The 17,950-nt window shown below is 73.0% G+C and carries 9 protein-coding genes; 6 read left to right on the top strand and 3 right to left on the bottom strand.

Annotated elements, in window-relative coordinates; all coding sequences use genetic code 11:
* Positions 1 to 701: IF-2 protein (locus HV826_RS30660; protein ID WP_255217499.1), on the bottom strand; the 701-nt coding region annotated here is incomplete at its 3' end.
* Positions 702 to 805: 104 nt separating this feature from the next.
* On the opposite strand from HV826_RS30660, the gene HV826_RS30655 reads away from it, so the two are divergent.
* From HV826_RS30655 to HV826_RS30640, 4 genes are read left to right on the top strand one after another with little or no spacing between them, the layout of a single operon-like run.
* Complete coding sequence (locus tag HV826_RS30655) at positions 806 to 7,114, top strand: methyltransferase domain-containing protein (protein WP_176420609.1); 6,309 nt, start codon at positions 806 to 808, stop codon at positions 7,112 to 7,114.
* Positions 7,115 to 7,138: 24 nt separating this feature from the next.
* Complete coding sequence (gene dapF, locus HV826_RS30650; RefSeq protein WP_176420608.1) at positions 7,139 to 7,990, top strand: diaminopimelate epimerase; 852 nt, start codon at positions 7,139 to 7,141, stop codon at positions 7,988 to 7,990.
* Positions 7,991 to 8,028: 38 nt separating this feature from the next.
* Positions 8,029 to 9,879: a response regulator gene (locus HV826_RS38160; protein ID WP_176412506.1), complete on the top strand. Its 1,851-nt coding sequence runs from the start codon at positions 8,029 to 8,031 to the stop codon at positions 9,877 to 9,879.
* Between the two features lie 19 nt (positions 9,880 to 9,898).
* Positions 9,899 to 11,398: a DUF4388 domain-containing protein gene (locus tag HV826_RS30640; protein ID WP_176420607.1), complete on the top strand. Its 1,500-nt coding sequence runs from the start codon at positions 9,899 to 9,901 to the stop codon at positions 11,396 to 11,398.
* A gap of 25 nt (positions 11,399 to 11,423) precedes the next feature.
* On the opposite strand, the gene HV826_RS30635 is transcribed toward HV826_RS30640, so the two are convergent.
* On the bottom strand, positions 11,424 to 11,816 hold the full coding sequence (locus HV826_RS30635; protein ID WP_176420606.1) for a hypothetical protein: 393 nt from the start codon (positions 11,814 to 11,816) through the stop codon (positions 11,424 to 11,426).
* Between the two features lie 263 nt (positions 11,817 to 12,079).
* Between HV826_RS30635 and HV826_RS30630 the strand changes: the two genes are divergently transcribed.
* Both HV826_RS30630 and HV826_RS30625 read left to right on the top strand, forming a co-directional pair.
* A complete protein-coding gene (locus tag HV826_RS30630) occupies positions 12,080 to 13,693 on the top strand; it encodes a sigma 54-interacting transcriptional regulator (protein ID WP_176420605.1) in 1,614 nt (537 codons plus the stop codon).
* Positions 13,694 to 13,877: 184 nt separating this feature from the next.
* A complete protein-coding gene (locus tag HV826_RS30625) occupies positions 13,878 to 14,225 on the top strand; it encodes a hypothetical protein (protein ID WP_176420604.1) in 348 nt (115 codons plus the stop codon).
* Between the two features lie 13 nt (positions 14,226 to 14,238).
* On the opposite strand, the gene HV826_RS30620 is transcribed toward HV826_RS30625, so the two are convergent.
* Positions 14,239 to 17,910: a protein kinase domain-containing protein gene (locus HV826_RS30620; RefSeq protein ID WP_176420603.1), complete on the bottom strand. Its 3,672-nt coding sequence runs from the start codon at positions 17,908 to 17,910 to the stop codon at positions 14,239 to 14,241.
* Between the last annotated feature and the right edge of the window lie 40 nt (positions 17,911 to 17,950).

Below are 17,950 nucleotides of genomic sequence, written 5' to 3'. Positions count from 1 at the left end.
GCCTGGGGCGGCGCCTGGGGGGCCGCCTGGGGGCCGCTGAGGGTGTGCACGGCGCGCCGCAGCGAGTCCTCCAGCTCCCGGGCCGGCGGGGCTACGGCGGCCATCATCTGGTTGGCGCTGCGCGCGTGGCGGCTCTGGCTCTCCGCGGCCAGCTTGAGCTGGGTGAGGGCCTCGCTGACCAGCCGGCGGGCGTCCTCCAGCTTCTGCCGGGCCTGGTAGTAGGCCACGTCCACCATGTGCTTCTGGAGCGTCAGGCGCTGCTCCTCGGTGATGCCGGAGAGCTTCTCCGCGCGGCGGAGGTAGTAGAGGCCCTGGTCGACCCGGGCCGGCTCGTCCGACGCGATGCGTGGGCGGGCCAGGCCCTCCAGGACGGGGAACAGGGCCTGGTCCAGCTCGTCCCGGTCGGTGAACTTGCGCGTGAGGAGCGCCGAGACGTCCTGGCCTTCGATGGAGACGGGCGCGTAGGCGTCCGCCAGCCGCGGGTCCCCGGTCCGATAGGGCACCGCGCCCATGGGGGCGTTGCGGCCCTTCATCACCACGAGCTGCCCGTCATGGAGGGCCAGCGTGAAGGTGCGCGCGTTGAGCTGGGACAGCAGGAAGACGACCACGCCGCCCAGGCCCAGGATGAGAGTGAAGATGATCAGCCGCGTGAAGGTCCGCCGCGCCCGATAGCCGAATCCCTGTTGTTCCGTTCCGTTCATGTCGCCTGCCCTCCTGACGTGCGAGCGCGAGGCCGATTTCCGGCCCCGGCGCTTAACTTGGGGCGCGCCTGCCCGGGGGTATACTCCCACTCCCGAACACACCGATGCACCACACATTCCGCCGCTTGGGGCCCAGCGAGCTGCTGCCCCGCTACATTTTCGCGGAGAGCCTCTTCGCCCGTCGACGGGTCCTGGAGGTCGACGCGGTGGCCTCCACCGGGGGCGAGAGCGCGCGCTTCCTCGTGGAGCGAGGCGCCCGCGCGGTCGTGTCGTGCGACAGGGATGTAGCGGCCGTCGAAGCCGCGCAGAAGGCGCACGGCGGTCCCGCCTTGCGCTTCCGGGCCAACGTCTACGACGACTTCGAGTCGGGCAGCTTCGATGTGGTGCTCGTCGCCGACCTGGCGCCCTACGTGAAGGCGCCGGAGCTGCTGGCGGAGCTGGCGCGGCTGGTGACGAAGCAGGGCTTCCTCGTGGGCGGCCTGCGCAACGTCGCGGGGCTCGCGCTGCCCCAGTTGCTGGAGGCCGAGGAGGGCGTGCCGCCCACCTATGGTCAACTGCTGGACGCCCTGTCGGTCCACTTCGCCCAGGTGGAGGTGGCCACCCAGTCCCCGGTGCTGGGCTACCAGCTCGCCTTCGAGCGGGGCGAAGGGCTCCAGGTGGACGGCACCCTGGTGAACCACAGCGAGGCCGCCTACTTCCTGGTGGTGGCGGGGCAGGACCCGGCGCGCGTGGTGGACCCGACGTGGGTGCAGCTGCCTCCCGAGCCGCTGGCCTTCACGCGCGGCAAGCTCGATGAGGTGGTGGCGCGCGCGAAGTCCTGGGAGGAGCGCAGCGGCCGGCTGAAGGAGGCGCTGACGAAGCTCCGCGCGGAGCTGACGGACCGGGAGGCGGAGGCGGCGTCGCTGCGCCCCTCCTTGGAGACGGCCCGGGAGGAGGTGGCCCGGCTCACCGCGCAGTTGGAGCAGGCGCGGGGCAGCCAGGAGGCCCAGCGCGAGCGGGATGATTTGTCCGGCAAGCTGCGACGCCGCGAGCTGGAGCTCCAGGTGGCGCAGGAGCGGCTGGCCGACGCGGACCGGCGGCTGGCGGCGCAGCGGCTGGAGGTGGAGGCCGCGCAGCGCGCCCAGGCGGACGCGGGCGTGCAGGTGCTGGCGGCCCAGGAGTCGCTGCGGCTGGAGCGCGCTCGCCGGGAGGAGACGGCGGCCTCGCTAGAAGAGGCTCGCGAGCGGCTGACGCAGGCGTACACACAGGTGCGGGAGCTCCAGGAGGAGCAGTCCACGCTGCGCATCGAGCGCGAGCGGGACCGGCTGTCGGCCGAGCGCGCCGTGGAGCAGTCGGAGGACCGCCGGCGGGCCGCGGAGGCCGCGCGCGAGCGGGAGCTGCGCATCGCGGAGCAGTACTCGGCGGCCCTGGCGGCCGTGGAGCACCTGAAGGCCGAGGCGGCGCGGGCGGCGGAGACGTCCCGGGACGCGGGCGCTGCCGTCTCCGTGAAGGACGCGGAGCTGGCGCGCACGGCGCGGGAGCTGGTGGACGCGCGGCAGCGGACGGCCTCGGCGGAGGGGGCGCGGAAGGACGCCGAGTCGCGGCTGGAGTCGCTTCAGGCGGAGGTCCGGGGCCTGGAGACGGAGCTGGCCGCCGCTCGCGAGTCGCAGTCCCGCCTGGGCCAGGAGGTGGAGGCCCTGACGCACGCGGAGGCCTCCGCGCGCGCCACGGCGCAGAAGTGGGAGGAGTCGCTTCATCAGGCCTCGCAGCGGCTGGAGGCGCTGGAGGCGGAGCGCGCTCGGACCGAGGAGCGCCTGGGGCAGGCGCTGGAGACGGAGCGGGCCGAGCTCCAGTCCCGGCTGTCGTCGCTGGAGCGCGAGCTGGAGGACGCGCGGGCTCGGGCGACGGCGCTGGAGCGGCAGGTCCTCGATGAGGTCTCCGCGAAGGGCGAGGTCGAGGCTCGGCGGCAGGAGCTGGCGGAGGAGCGCGCGGCCCTGGTCCGGCGCGTGGTGGAGCTGGAGGCAGAGGCGTCCTCGCACGCTCGCACCGGGCGGCAGTCCTCGGAGCGCGCGGTGGAGCTGGAGGCCGCGCTTCAGGCCGCCCGCGAGGAGCTGGAGTCCGCGCACCTGGAATGGCAGGTGTCGGAGGAGCAGCTCGGGCGCGTTCGCGGGGAGCTGGACTCGGAGCGTGAGGCCCGGGCCGCGGTGGAAGAGGCGCTGCGGCTGGCGCGTGGAAAGCTGGAGGGCGCGGCGCAGCGGCTGACAGAGGCCGAGGCCACGCTCTCGCGGACCCGTGAGGCGTTGGACGCGGAGGTTGCTCGGCGCACGGACCTGGAGACCTCCCTGGCGGAGGTCCGGAGCTCGCTGGACTCCGAGCAGGAGGTGCGGGCGCGGGCGTTGGAGGCGCTGCGTGCGCAGCTCGAGGCCGAGCAGGCGCGGCGCGGCGATGCCGAGGCGACGCTCGTTGAGACTCGGGCTGGGCTGGATGAGGCTCGCCTGACGCTGACCCAGGTTCGGGGCGCGCTGGCTTCCGAGGAGGAGCGGCGCGCCCGGTGGGAGGCGGCGCTCGGGGACGCGCAGGCGCAGCTTCAAATAGAGGGGCAGGAGCGCGCGCGGCTGGAGGCTGCGCTCACCGCGGAGGCGGAGCGGCGGGCGCAGGCGGAGGAGTCGCTCGTCGGGGTTCAGGCTCGCCTGGATGAGGCGCTGGCGGTGCGCGCCCGGACCGAGGCGGAGCTGGTCTCCGCCCAGGAGGCGCTGGTTCGGCACGAGGCTCGGGGCCAGACGGCGCTTGCTGCCGAGCGTGAGGAGCGTGAGCGGCTGGCCGCGGAGCTCACCGCGATGCGGGAGCGGGCCTTTGGCGCGGACGAGGTCGTCACCCGGCTCCAGGCCGAGGCGGCTTCCGAGCGTGAAGAGCGTGTCCGGGCTCAGGAGGCGCTTGCGCAGGCTCGCACGGACCTGGACGTCGAACGCCAGGGGCGCGGCGATGGCGAGGCCGAGCTGGCCCGCGTGCAGGGCCTGCTTGGCGTGGAGCAGCAGGCTCGCTCGGGGGCGGAGGCCGCGCTGGCGCAGCTCCGGGCGACGCTCGGGGCGGAGCAGCAGTCGCTGGCCGATGCCGAAGCTTCCTTGGCCGAGGCGCGCGCGGCGCTGGCGAAGGAACAGCAGACGCGCGCCGAGACGGAAGCCGTGCTGGCGGAGTCGCGCGAGGCATTCGCGGCGGAGCAGCAGGTTCGGGCGGAGACCGCGTCTGCCCTGACTCAAACCCGTGAGGCGCTGGCGGCGGAGCAACAGGCTCGTTCGGAGAACGAGTCCGTTCTGGCACAGGCTCGCGAGGCGTTCGCGGCGGAGCAGCAGGCACGCGCCGGGACCGCGGCCCTGTTGGCTCAGTCGCGCGAGGCGTTCGCGGCGGAGCAGCAGGCACGCTCCGAGGCCGCGGCCCTGTTGGCTCAGTCGCGCGAGGCGTTCGCGGCGGAGCAGCAGGCACGCTCCGAGGCCGAGGCCCTGTTGGCTCAGTCTCGCGAGGCGTTCGCGGCGGAGCAGCAGGCACGCGCCGAGGCCGAGGCCCTGTTGGCTCAGTCTCGCGAGGCGTTCGCGGCGGAGCAGCAGGCTCAGCGTGAGGCTGTGTCCGCGCTCACCTCGGAGCAGCAGGCTCGCGCGGAGACTGAAGCCGTTCTGGCTCAGGCTCGCGCGGCGCTGGCGGCGGACCAGCAGGCCCGTGCCGAGCTTGAGACGGCCCTGTCGCAGTCGCGAGAGTCGCTGACGGCGGAGCAGCAGACGCTCATCGCGCTTGAGACCTCCCTGGCGCGGTCTCGTGAGACGCTCACAACGGAGCAGCAGGCTCGCGCGGCCATCGAGGCGGCCCTGGCCCAGGCCCGTGAGGCGCTGGCGGCGGAGCAACAGGCTCGCGCACAGGCCGAGTCTGCTTTGTCGCAGTCTCGTGCGACGCTCGAGGCCGAGCAGCAGACGCGCGCTGATACCGGTGCCGCGCTCGGACAGACTCGCTCGGCGCTGGAGTCCGAACAGCAGGGCCGTGCGGAGGCCGAAGCCGCGTTGGCGCAGGCCCGCGCGTTGCTCGAAGCCGAGCAGCGCACGAGAGCCGATGTGGAGTCCGCGCTGCAAGCGCTGCGCACGGAGACGTCCGAACGCGACCAGTCCCGGCAGGAGCGCCTGGCTGCCGCCGAACGTGTCATGGCCGAGCAGGAGCGCGCGCTCGAAGCGCAGCGCCTGGCGGCCGAGGCGCGCGAGCAGGAGCTGCGCGAGACCGTGACGCGGCTGGAGTCGGAGCGGACGTGGGCGGAGGACACCGCGAAGGAACAGCGCTCGGCGTTGGAGTCCCAGCTCTCGGAGGCTCGCGCGGCGCAGGAGTCGGACGCGGCGCGTGCGGTCGCGTTGGCTCAGTCCCTGGCGGACCTGGAGTCGGCCCGGAGCGCGGCAGATGCCCAGCTTGTTGAACGTGCGGGAATCATCGAGGCGCTGGAGACGCAGGTCACCCAACTGCGTGAACAGGTCGCGGAGCGTGAGGCGGAGGCGGGCCGTGTCAGTGAGTCGGCCGCCGAGGCTCGCGAGGCGCTGACCCGGCAGGAAGCCGCCGCGAAGGAGCGGCTCTCCTCGGTGGAACGTGAGCTGGACGACGCGCTTGCTCGGGCGGAGCGGCAACAGGGTGAAATCGAAGCGCTGGCGGCGGACCGAGACCGCGAACGGACCGCCTTGGCCGCCGCTCAGCAGGAGCTGGCGCACCTGGGCGCCGCGCGGCAGGAGACCATGCGCCTGGGGGCTCAGCTCCAGCACGCGATGGCGGCCCTGCACGAGCGGGGCATGCACATCGCCCGGCTCGACGCCGAGTTGGTGGATGCGCAAGACCGGCTCGCGGCGCAGCGGGAGAACGCCGAGTTGCTCATGGTGCAGCTCGAGACGGCGCGGCGCTTCGCGGGCAAGGCCACCGCGATGGAGAACTCGCTCGAAGCCGAGCGTGCCGCGCTGGAGACGCTGCGGAACGAGCTGGCCCGCGCGACCGAGGCCGCCGCCTCGGAGCAGGCGAGGGCGATTGCGCTGGAGGCCCAGCTCACCGACTCCGCGGAGGGACTGACGCGCGCTCGTAGCGAGCTGGAGGCCCAGCGCGCCGAACTCGAAGCGCAACTCGCGGACGCCATCGCTCGGTCCGACGCTCAGCGTGCATCGCTTGAAGCTCGACTCGCCGACGCTGACGAACGGGCCAACGCGCTCCGCGCGGAGACGGAGCAGCAGCTCGCGGACGCCTTCGCGCGTTCTGACGCTCAGCGTGCCGAGCTCGAAGCGCGGCTCGCGGACGCTGTCTCTCGTTCCGACGCTCAGCGTGCGGAGTCGGAGCAGCAGCTCGCGGAGGCTGCTGCTCGCACCGAGACCGAACGTGCGGCCCTGGAGGCGCAGTTGGCGGAGGTCACGGCCCGCGCAGCAGCGCAGCGTGGCGAACTTGAGGCCCGGCTCGCGGAGGTCGTGGCCCACGCCGAGGCACAGCGCGCCGAGTCCGAGACCCGGCTGGCCGACCTGGACGCCCGCTTCGAAGCACAGCGAGCGGACCTGGAGTCGCGGCTCGCCGAGGCCTCCGCGCGGCTCAACGCGCAACTGGCGGAGGCCAGCGACCGCGCGGCCCAGCTCTCCGACACCGCGGACCGCGCCCAGGCCGACAGGGCCACATTGGAATCCCGCGTCGCCGAGCTCACGTCCCAGCTCGAGGTGCTCCGCGCCGACCTGACCACCGCGACGGAGCGGGCGGCCACGCTCCAGGCCGCCCAGGAGCGCCTCGCCCGCGCGGACTCCGACCGCGAGCGCCTCCAGTCCGACCTGTCGGTCGCCCGCGCCGCCCGGGTCCGCCTGGAAGGCCGCGTCACCGCCCTGGAAGCCGCGTCCACCGACGCCGTCCGGATCCTCGACGCCGAGCGCGCCGAGCGCACCCGCCTGGCCCAGGCGCTCGAAGTGGCCACGCAGCAGCTCCAGAATCACGACGGCAGCGCCGCGGGACAGCTCGCATTGCTCCAGACGGAGCGTTCCCAGCTCGAAGAACAGCTCCGGGGCCTCGATGCCCGGTTCCAGTCCCAGAAGGCCCGCGTGGACGCGCTGGAGGCGGAGCGCGCCGAGCTCCTGTCCACCGTGGAGTCCCTCAAGGTGTCCTCCCAGCCCGAGGACGTGCTGGAGCTGGCCGCGGAGCTGGAGCTCCTCCAATCCCTGGTGGAAGACCTCCAGCAGAAGCTCGCGGACCGCGAGGCCGAACTGGCTTCCGCGCAGCGGCTGGCGGCGCGCGCGGACAGCTTCGCCCAACTGGACGCGCCCGAACCGGCCAGGAACGAGCTCGCCGGGACGGAGCAGGGCGCCAAGGCCCCGGCGCGGCGTCCCCGAGGCGCGGTGCCCGCGCTGGACCTGCCGCCCCAGAAGATGCCCCCGAAGCCGGACGAGCGCGAATAGCCGCTCGCGACTAGGATTGCGCCCGTGGAAGCTCGCGAGCGCATCTTCAAGTACCAGGGCCTGGGCAATGACTTCGTCGTGCTGGACCGGCGCGGCTCCGGCGAGGACATCGACGCCGCCACGTCGCGGTGGATGTGCGACCGGCGCCTGGGCATCGGCGGGGACGGCGTGCTGGCGCTGCTGCCCTCCGAGCGTGGCGTCGCCCGGATGGTCGTGCACAACGCGGACGGCAGCATCGCGGAGATGTGCGGCAACGGCCTGCGCTGCGCGGTGAAGTTCCTGGTGGACGACTCGGGCCAGGCGCCGGACCACCTCGACGTGGAGACCGGGGCGGGCGTGCTCACCTGCTACCCCGCGTATGGGGAAGGCGGCGTGGTGGCCGTGGACATCTCCATGGGCCCCGCCCGGCTGGTCGCCCCCAACCTGCCGTCGGGCGTCACCGGCCAGCCCTTCCTGGATGCCGTCGTGCCGGGCCATCCGCCCCTGCGCGCCTATGCGGTGAGCATGGGCAACCCCCACATGGTCCTCCTGGACCAGCCGCTGGAGAGCGCCTCGCGCCTGGGGCCCCTGCTGGAGCGGCACCCGTCCTTCCCGGACCGGACCAACGTGGAGTTCGTCCGTGTGGACGCGGACGGCCTCACCGTGGTGGTCTGGGAGCGAGGCTGCGGCCTCACCCAGGCCTGTGGGACGGGCGCCTGCGCGTCCGCCGTGGCCGCCGTGCTGGCCAACCGGCTCCCGGCGGACGCCTGGCTGCGCGTCACCCTCCCAGGGGGAGACCTGCGCATCCGCGTCCCCGCCGACCTGTCCGACATCCGCCTCCGTGGACCGGTGGCCTTCGTCTTCGAGGGCGTTGTCGCGGTTGCCTCGGGCCGGTAACCTCCCGCGTTCCTCTCGCCCCCAGGTCAGAACGCGCCGTGGCCGGACCCATCCTCGTCGTCGACGACGACCTGTTCTTCCGTCAGCTCGCCAGCGACCTGCTCACGCATAACGGGCATCGCGTGGTGGCCGTGGAGAACGCAACGCTCGCGCTCGAAGAGGCGGCCCGCACACCGTTCGACCTGGTCATCACCGATGTGGTGATGCCGGGCGTGGACGGCTTCGCCCTCACCGCGCGCCTGCGCGAGCGGGACCCCGACCAGGAGGTCATCCTCGTCAGCCAGCGCACCGACATCCGGGGCTCGGAGGTGGCGCTGCGCTCGGGCGCCGCGGACTGTCTCACCAAGCCGGTGGACGCCAACGACATGTTGCTGGCCGTGGACCGGGCCCTGGAGCGCGCGTCCCTGCGCCGCGAGCGGACGCAGCTTCGCGACGAGAACCTGGAGTTCGCCCGCTTCCACAACCTGCACCAGCGCTGCCTGGAGCTGCTGTCCCATCCCGACCTGGAGTGGCTCCAGGAGCGGCTCACCTCGGAGCTGGCGGCCATCTGCGACGCGCAGAGCGCCGCGCTGTGGGTGGTGGACGACCGGGGTGACCTGGTGCTGCGCGCCTACCGCGGGCTGCTGGACCGGCAGTTCCTCGCGGAGAAGATGAGCCCGGAGGGGCCGCTGTCCGGGCGGCTGCGGGAGGCCCAGCCGTGGATGGCCCGCGACGAGCGCTCGGCGGTGATGTACGTGCCCCTGGTGGCGTCGGGGGAAGTCGTCGGCCTGGCGCAGCTCTCCGACCCGCTGTCGGGGGACTTCCGGCCCGAGCACACGCGCGATGCACGCGTGCTGGGCGACTTCGCGGCGGTGGGCCTGAAGAACGGCCGGAAGATGCTCGCGCTCCAGCGCCTGGGCCTGAGGGACCGCGAGACGGCGGCGTACAACCTCAGCTACTTCACCGACTACGCGTCCAAGGAGATCTACAAGGCCCGGCGCTACGGGCGGACGTTCTCCCTGCTGACCTTCTCCATCGACAACCTGCCGCTGGTGCGCGTGCGCCAGGGCGCGGCGGACGCGAAGAAGGCGGTGCGCGGCATCATCAAGGCGCTCAGTAAAATCATCCGCGACTCGGACGTCATCGCGAAGGCGAGCGACCAGGAGTTCTACCTGCTGCTGCCGGAGACGGACTTCTTCGGGGCGCTGATGTTCGTGCGCCGCGCGGTGGCCGCCGTGCGCGAGGAGCCCGAGGCCATGGAGGTGGACCAGCGCCTCCCGCTGGCGCTGGTGGGCGGGGCCAGCACCTTCCCCAAGGACGGCGAGGACTTCGACGAGCTGGTGCACCGCTGCCGCCGCCGCATGGACGAGCGGCGCGCGTCGTTGCAGCGCCGGCTGATGCTGGACGGGCTGCCCTTCTGGGACGAGGTGGACCTGCTGCTGGGCACGCCGAACAGTCCCCGGCTGCCGGTGGACGAGCGCTCCGAGCCGAGCCGCCGGGGCAAGGTGTCCGACGTCCTCTTCGACGAGCTCCAGGCGGAGATTGCCCGGGAGATGATGCGAGACCCGGGCTCGCGGGGCCTGCTGTACGTGGGCGGGCCGGAGATTCGCACGGACCTGAACATCGCCGCCGGGCTGGAGTCCGCGCCGCCCGACCTGTCGTCGCGCATCTACCTGCTGGGGCGCCGCGTCGACCTGGAGTCACACCCCGCGCTGACGCCCGTGTTCCTGGAGGGCGACGACCGCATCGCGCGGCACGAGTTCATCCTCTGGCTCTCCGAGAACGCGGCCTACGCGCTCATCCAGCGGCGGGGCCACGGCGCGACGTGGGGATTCCACACCTCGGACACCGCGGTGGTGGACGGGCTCATCTCCAAGCTGCAGGCCGAATACGACCTGCAGCCCTACTGATACGAAGCGGAGCGCCACCGTGGCCCCGGTCCGGAAGATCCTCATCGCCGACCCCGACCTCGAGTCCGTGCGCGCGCTGTCACGCGCGCTGCGCACCAAGGGCTATCAGGTGCACTACGCGCCGGATGGCTCGCGGGCGCTGGAGGTGGCCGTGCTGCGCCACCCGGACCTCACGCTGTTCGACGAGGGCTGCCGGCTGCTGGACGCGCGCACCTTCATCCAGATTCTGCGCACCAACCCGCGCACCGAGGACATCCCGGTGGTGCTCACCACCTCGAGCTTCGAGTCGGACCGGCTGCGCGGCCTGCGGGACGGCTACCTGCGCAAGCCCTTCAACCTGGACGAGGTGCTCAGCCGCATCGAGCACATCTTCCGGCGCAGCGAGGCGGCGAAGGACCTCAAGAGCGAGCAGCAGGAGATCGAAGGCTCGCTGAGCCAGCTCAGCATCCCGGACTTGATGCAGCTGTTGGGCATGAACCGGCGCAGCGGCCGGCTGACGCTGGAGCGCGGCAACGACCGGGGTGAGATTTCCGTCGTCGAAGGCCGCCCGGTGAACGCGAAGCTGGGGCGCGTGGAAGGGGAGAAGGCCCTGTTCCGCCTGCTCGCGTGGGTGGATGGGACGTTCACCTTCTCTCCCGGAGGGAACACGGCGCGCCCGCGCATCAACCGCGGCATGGATGACTCGCTGCTGGAGGGCATGCGCCAGTCGGACGAGGTGAACCGGCTGATGCCCGGCCTGCCGCCGCGCCACACGCGGCTGATGCTGGCGCCGGACGCGGACCTGCAGGGAGACCAGCACCCGGTGACGCAGCAGGTGGTGGACCTGCTCCGCCAGCCACGCGCCCTGGGCGAGGTGCTGGACCTGGCGCCGGCCACGGATTTGGAGGTGCTCAACGTCCTCTCCACGCTCATGCAGCGGGGCGTGGCGAGGGCCGCGGACGGGGACGGCGTGGAGGCGGCGTCCGGTGAGCTGCTGGGCGCGGCGGAGGTCCACGCGCTGCGCGGCCGGATTCTCCGCACGCGGGCCCCGGCGAAGGTGGCCACCGCGAAGATCTTCGTGTGCGGCAGTGGCGCGAGCGCCGCCCGGCGCATCCTCTCCCGCATGCCCGGCATGGAGGCGCTGTCCGCCGAGCCCTCCGCCGTGAAGAGTGGCTTCGGCACGCTGGGGCGCCTGGTGCTCAGCGAGGTGCTGCGCCTGGACTTCTGCGTGCTGCCCCCGGCGGAGGCGGCGCGTCCGCTGTGGCGTCCCTTCACGGCGGGCGCCATGGGCGCGCTGCTGATGGACGTGGCCGAGCCCTCGGTGCGGCTCGCGCACTACCTGGCCTGGGAGGTCCGGATGCCGGTGGTGGTGGTGGGCGCGGAGGTCCCCGCGGCGCTGCAGGGGGCTCCCGCGGGGGCCCTGGGCGCGGCGGATGACCTGGCGGACGCGCTGCGCTCACTGCTGGTCCAGGCGCTCAACCCGGCGCCGACGCTGCCCGGCGTGCCCCAGGTGCAGCGGGCCGCCGCGTCCATCGTGTAGCGCGAGGCCGCGGCGGCGCGGAAGCTCACTCGTTCCACGATTTGAGGGGCCCCACGACGGCGATTCGCTGGGGGTCGTCCGGATCGACGCGCACTTCGAGCTGCAGGCCGCGCTTCACGTAGCCGATGTTCCAATCATGCGTCCGGCTCAAGAGCCGCACCGGGTACGGGCCATTGAAGGGAATCTTCACGTCCAGCTCGAGCAGGTAGAAGGAGCTCCCTTCGTAGCTCAGCGCCGTGTGCGTCACGGTGACGATGGTGGCCTCCGCGGCGAGGCCCGTGTGCCGGAGGCGGGCGTTCTTCGCTTCGGCGTGGACGAGGAAGTGGATGAAGCCGAAGTACGCGAGGAGCGCCACCACGGCGACGCCGCCGATCACCACGTAGTCATTCCGGAGGAACTGCAGGAGCCCTTCGTCCACGAATCACCTCGGTGCGAGCCCCGCCGCTACGGGAGAGAACCTTTTTAAGCGTCCACTGAGATGGACGACAGGAAAGGACCTGTCAGGTGAGGCGCCATGCGCATCGGGGGGAGCGGCGGACAGGGCGCGGGCGTCCCTGGGGCGTGGATGCGAAGTCCCCCAACCCACGGGATTCTCACGTCGTTTCCCCGGTGGATGAACCCAGCGCTCGGGCGTCCGGAGGTGTAGGCTCAGCGGGTATCCCAGGACTCACACGAATCCCCATGCAGCAGAAACTCGCCGCAGACATGTCGACCACCGCGGGCCGCGCACAGGCCGGGCAGAGCCCGGTGGCGCTCTCCGTGCCCGCCCTGACGATTGTGTCCCATCCCCAGCCGCAGCGCATCGGCGAGCGGCTGCTCCTGGAGGTGCTCGCGTCCCAGGGGCGTACGGCGGCCCTGTCTCGCAACGCGCCGGACTTCTCCCGGCCCGGGGGGCTCATGGCCCTGCCGTTGGGAGACCCCTTCCTCAGCCGCAAGCCCGTGGAGTTCGAGCCCGGCCCGCGAGGCGGCCTCCGGATGCTGGTGCCGGAGGACGGCACCCAGGTGCGCGTGGCGAACGAGCCCGTCCAGGGCGGCCGGGAGTTCTCCCGGGAGGAGCTGTCCGCCGGGGTGCCGCTGGTGCTGGCGGACCGCGTGGTGCTGCTGCTCCACCTGGCCTCGTCCTTCCGTCAGCCGGGCGTGCTGGACCTGGGCATCGTCGGCCACGGCGAGGGCAGCCACCGCGTGCGCGAGGACATCATCCGGGTGGCCGACCTGTCCGTGCCGGTGCTCATCCGCGGCGAGACGGGCACGGGCAAGGAGCTGGTGGCGCGCGCCATCCACGCCAGTGGCCCCCGCCGCGCCGGGCCCTTCGTCAGCGTCAACCTGGGGGCGCTCGCCAAGGAGCTGGTCGCCGCGGAGCTCTTCGGCGCGCAGCGCGGGGCCTATACGGGCGCCAGCCGGGACAGGGAAGGCTACTTCCGCGCCGCCGAGGGCGGCACGCTCTTCCTGGATGAGGTCGGCGAGGCGCCGCCCGAGGTGCAGGCCGCGCTGCTGCGCGTGCTGGAGACGGGTGAAATCTATCCGGTGGGCGGCCATACGCCGGTGCCCGTCGACGTCCGGCTGGTCTCCGCCACGGACGCGCACCTGGAGGCCCGCATCCAGGAGCGCACCTTCAAGGCCCCGCTGCTGCACCGGCTGGCCGGCTTCGAAATCCTGGTGCCTCCGCTGCGTGAGCGCCGTGAGGACATTGGCCTGCTCTTCCACCACTTCGCTCGCCAGGAGCTGGAGGTCATGGGGGAGGGCGGTCAGCTGACGACCTCGGACGCGCGCGCCGAGCCCTGGCTGCCCGCGGCCCTGGCCGTCCGGCTGGTGCGCCATGCGTGGTCCGGCAACATCCGCCAGCTGCGCAACGTCACCCGGCAGCTCGTCATCGGCAGCCGGGGCACGCCAGGGCTGCGCGCCGATGCGCGGCTGGAGCAGGTGCTGGACGCGGACGCGCAGCCCGTCCCCGGACGGCCGTTGACCGTGCGCACGGGAGACGAGGCGGGGGACGGCGCCAAGGCCCCGCGGCGCAAGCCCGCGGACGTGGGCGAGCAGGAGCTGCTGGAGGCCCTCCGCGCGTGCTCCTGGGACCTCAAGGCCACCGCGGACTGGCTGGGCATTCCCCGGCCGTCCGTCTACGTCCTCATCGACAAGAGCTCGCTGCTGCGGACCGCGCGGGACTTGAGCCCGGAGGAAATCACCCGCTGCTTCCACGAGTGCGAGGGCGACCTCGACCGGATGGTGCAGCGGCTGGAGGTCTCCCGGCGCGCGCTCCAGCGGCGGGTGCGGGAGCTGGGCCTCAGTGGTGGGTAGTGCTGGCTGACACGTCAACTCGAACCTGGTGGGTTCGGTTGACGCGTCCAGGTGCTTCCGGAAGACGTCACCTGATGCGTTTCTTCGAGCGCGCCTCGTGCCCGACCTGTTTGGTACGGTGCCTGCATTTCAGCCACGACAGCAGTTCATCACCCGCCCCAGTGGGGCACAGGAGCCACGGCCCATGGCCATCGTCACCGTTGTCATCAAGAAGTCGGGGAACCTGAGCTACATCCCCAACAACAAGGTCCGGCACGGGGATACCGTCCGCTTCTGGATCGACACGTCGAGTGGTGTCACCAGCGCGGTCGTGCAGCCCCCCGCGTGCCTCGACGACACGGCGTCGATCTCCTTGGATAACTCCTCCAGCCTGAAGGAGACGAAGGACGATGCGGTCTCTGAGTCGGCCGCGGTCGGCACGTATTCGTTCACGGTGGATGTCTCGCCCTCATCCGGGTCGTCGCGCCTGGGCAGCGAGCTGGAGACGAAGAACGGCAACCTCGACGTGACGACGGACCCGCCGGAGCTCTAATCCCCCGTCCGCTTCACGGCGTTGGAGGGCCGGCCAGTGGCTCGCGAGCCGCGACGAGCCGGCTCCTCCATTCGTGCTCCAGCAGGGGATTGCGGACCAGTGCCTGCCGCAACGCCTCCTGGCCTTCGGTGCGCCACGCCTGTCGCTGTGCCAGGGCGGCGGGCGTGTCCGCCATGGCCGTCAGCACGCCGCCACGAAGCGCCAGGGCACGGGCCCAGCCGGGACGGGCCTTCAAGACCTCGTCAACGAGCGTCAGGCCTCGCGACAGCAAGGGCCCCGGATCCGCGCCAGCGCGTTGCCGCCACTCGGCCCAGGTGAGCTGGAAGCGCGCGGCCGCCAGCCGGTAGTCGTGGCGCCGGGGCTCCAGTGACAGGGCCTGCTGGAACGCCTCGGCCGCGGCTTCGAAGTCCATCTCCCGTGCGGTGTTCCTCCGCGCCAGCCAGCGGGCCTTGAGGGCCCGGACCTCGCCCGTGTTGCGCCAGGTGTGGCCCATGCGTGAGTTCAGCGAGGTGGCGCGCGTCAGTGACTCCTCGGCCCGGGCCAGCGCCTGGCGTGGCTCTCCGCCGCTCTCCAGGCTCCAGGTGGCCAGCAGCGTCTGGATGCGCCCCAGGTTGGCCCAGAGGTCGGCGTCTCCCTCCTGGAGCGCGAGCGCCTGCCGGTAGGCCTCCACGGCGGCACGGCCGCTGGAGCGCGGGTCCTCCCCGCGCGCGGCCTGGAAGGTGGCTCGCCGCGTCCACACCTCACCCAGGTTGTTGTGGGCGTAGACCTGCCTGGGCGCCAGCGCCCGGGCATCCTCGAAGGCCGCCTGGGCCTGCTGGAGCAAGGGCTCGGTGTCGCCGCCTTCCTCCCAGCGCTGCTCGGCCTGCCACAGCAGCGCCGCGCCCAGCCCGTTGTGCAGCGGGGGGAGCTTCGCGTTGATGCCCAGGCCCTGGCGGAACAGCGCCAGCGCCTGCGCCAGGTCGGCTTCGTGGGGCTCGCCGTGGCTCCAGCGCCAGCGCGCCAGCTGCTCGGAAATCTCCGCGCCGCGGAAGCACGCCACGACGTTGCCGGGGTTGAGGGCCAGCGCCTTCGCCAGCGCGTCGCGGGCCCGCGTCAAATCCCCCGCGGCGTCGGCGGCGCGTGGATTGGAGGCCCGGCGGCGCAGGGCGTTGCCCAGGTTGATCCACGCGTCCGCCTGGCCCTCCCGCACGCGGATGGCGGCGAGGTACGCGTCAATCGCCTTGCCCTGGTGCTCCAGCGGGTCCACGCCGCGCTCGGCCTCCGCGTCCGCCCACACCTGGTAGGTCAGGCCCAGGTTGGCGTGGAAGGCATAGTCGCGCTCCTCGGGGCGCAGGCGCTCGAAGGCCTCGATGGACAGGCGGAGCTGCTCGCCCGGGTCCTGCCCGCGCTCCTGGCGGTAGCGGGCCCACAGGCGGTGGGTGATGGCCAGCTCCAACGCGACGCGGTCGCTGGGCGGCGCCAGGGCCAGGGCCTCGCGCGCGGCGCGGATGGACTTCTCCAGCAGCGGCTCGGCGTCCTCGCGTCCCTGTCCGGCGCGCTGCTCCGCGAGCCGGCGGTGCAGGCGGGAGAGGACGACGAGCGAGCGGTGGTGGTCCGGCGCGGCGGTGAGCGCGCGGGTCGCCGCCTCCACGCCGCGCTCGTAGTGGGGCAGCACGTTGCCTTCGCCGTACAGCTCCATCACCAGCGCGGCCAGCTCCAGGCGCGCCAGGACGTAGTGGCCCGTCGGCTGGCTCTCCGCGGTGGCGACGGCGGCGGCGTAGGCGCGGCGGCCCGCGTCCAGGTCCTCCTGCGAGCCCGCCTTGTCGCCCTGGTGCCAGCGCTGCGTGGCCCGCGCCAGCAGCACGTCGCCTTGCAGCAGGGGCGCTTCGTAGAACCAGGGCTGCGCGCGGCCCATGGCCTCCAGGTGGGCCAGGGCCTCTTCATGGCGGCCCTCGTAGAAGGCGAACAGCGCCTTCACGTACAGCGGCGGGACGGGGACGTCGGGGCCTTCGGCCTGGCGCAGGTAGGCCAGGGCGGGGTCGCGGTAGCGCTGCTCCAGCTCCTTGCGGCGGACCTCGCGCTGCTCGGGGCTGCGGCGCTCCACGTCCAGCAGCAGCCGCTCCTGGTAGAGGTCCCCCAGCACCTGCGCCAGCGCCCAGGCCACCCGGGGCTCGCGGTAGCCCTGGGCCCACGCGGCCTCCAGGCGCCTGCGCGCGGCGTCCCGCTCATCCAGCACGAGCGACGCGCGGCCCAGGGCGTACTGGCCGGGGCCCAGCGCGTGGGGGCCCGCCTCGCGCACCTCGGCCTCCAGCGTGGCCATGCTGGCGCGCAGCTCGCGCCGGTCCTCGCGGGTGTCGTGCAGGCGGGACAGGGCGGAGTAGCGCGCCGAGGCCTCGATGCGCTCCACCCGCTCGGTGAAGCGGCGCGTGAGGCGCTCGCGCTCGGCCACCTCGCCGCGGGCGATGCCCGCCTGGATGAGCGCCAGCAACACCACCGTCAGGGCCGCGGTGCCCAGCGTCAGCGCCACCCGGTGCTTGCGGGCCTTGCGGCGCAAGCGGTAGCCCAGGCCCTGGCGCGCGAGGACGGGCTCGCCTTCGAGGAACCGCTCCAGGTCCTCCGCCAGCGCCCGCGCCGAGTCGTAGCGGGCGGGCCGCTGCTTCTCCAGGCACTTGAGGACGATGGCCTCCAGGTCCGACGGGATGTCCGCGTCGAGCGCGCGCGGCGGGGCCGGCTCCTCGTGCTGGAGCCGGGTGATGACCTCCGCCTCGGTGGCGCCGGTGAAGGGCGGCCGTCCGGTGAGGAGCGAGTAGAGCGTGGCGCCCAGCGCGTAGATGTCCGCGCGCCGGTCCAGGCGGGACACCTCGCCGCGCGCCTGCTCCGGGGCCATGTAGTGCGGGGTGCCCTGGACGGCGTTGGGCGCGGCGCCTTCCTCGCGCCAGTCGCGCGCCAGACCGAAGTCCATGACGAAGGGGGCCAGCCCGCCGTCCTCGGTGCGCTCCACCAGGATGTTGCCGGGCTTGATGTCGCGGTGGATGAGGCCCGCGCCGTGGGCGGCGTGCACGCCCTCGGCGGCCTGGCGCAGCACCAGCACCTTCTGCTCCAGCGTGAGCGAGCGCGCCAGTTGTCCCAGCGGCTGGCCGTCCACGAAGCGCATGGCGATGTAGCCCCGGCCGCGCACCTCGCCAACCTCGTACACCTCACACACCCGTTCGTGCCGGACGCGGGCCTGCGCGCGGGCCTCGGAGAGGAATCGCCGGGCCAGCTCCGGGTCGTCCCCGCGCACGAACTTCAGCGCCACGTTGCGGCGGAGCATCGGGTCATACGCCAGGAACACCCGGCCCATGCCACCCTGGCCCAGGAAGCGCACGGGCTGGTAGCGGTCCCAGTCCGGCACCGGGAAGGTGGGCCCGTCCGGCTCCACGGCGGAGGGCGGGGCCACGCCCGGGGTGTCGGGCGTCAGCGTGGCGGCCTCGAGCGGACGGCCGGCGCCCGGGTCCGTGCTCTCGGAGGCGAGCTCGCCACGCAGCGCCACCAGGGAGTCTTCCGACAGCCGGCCTCGCTCCCGCAGCAGCTCCAGGGGGCCGCGCCGCAGGCGGAGCGCCTCCTCACGCAGGACCGCCACCTCCTCGCCGGAGAGCAGCCCTTCGTCCATCGCGAGGAGGAGCTCCTCCTCGTACGTCTCACTCAATCGCCCCGCCGCGTGCACGGCCCCAGCATATGGGCTGGCGCGTGGCGGGGGGAAAATC

Origin of the sequence: Myxococcus sp. AM010, assembly GCF_013372585.1 — a bacterium.
Taxonomy (GTDB): domain Bacteria; phylum Myxococcota; class Myxococcia; order Myxococcales; family Myxococcaceae; genus Myxococcus; species Myxococcus vastator.
Note: the sequence above shows the minus strand (reverse complement) of the source record. Positions and strands in the feature narration are given on the sequence as shown.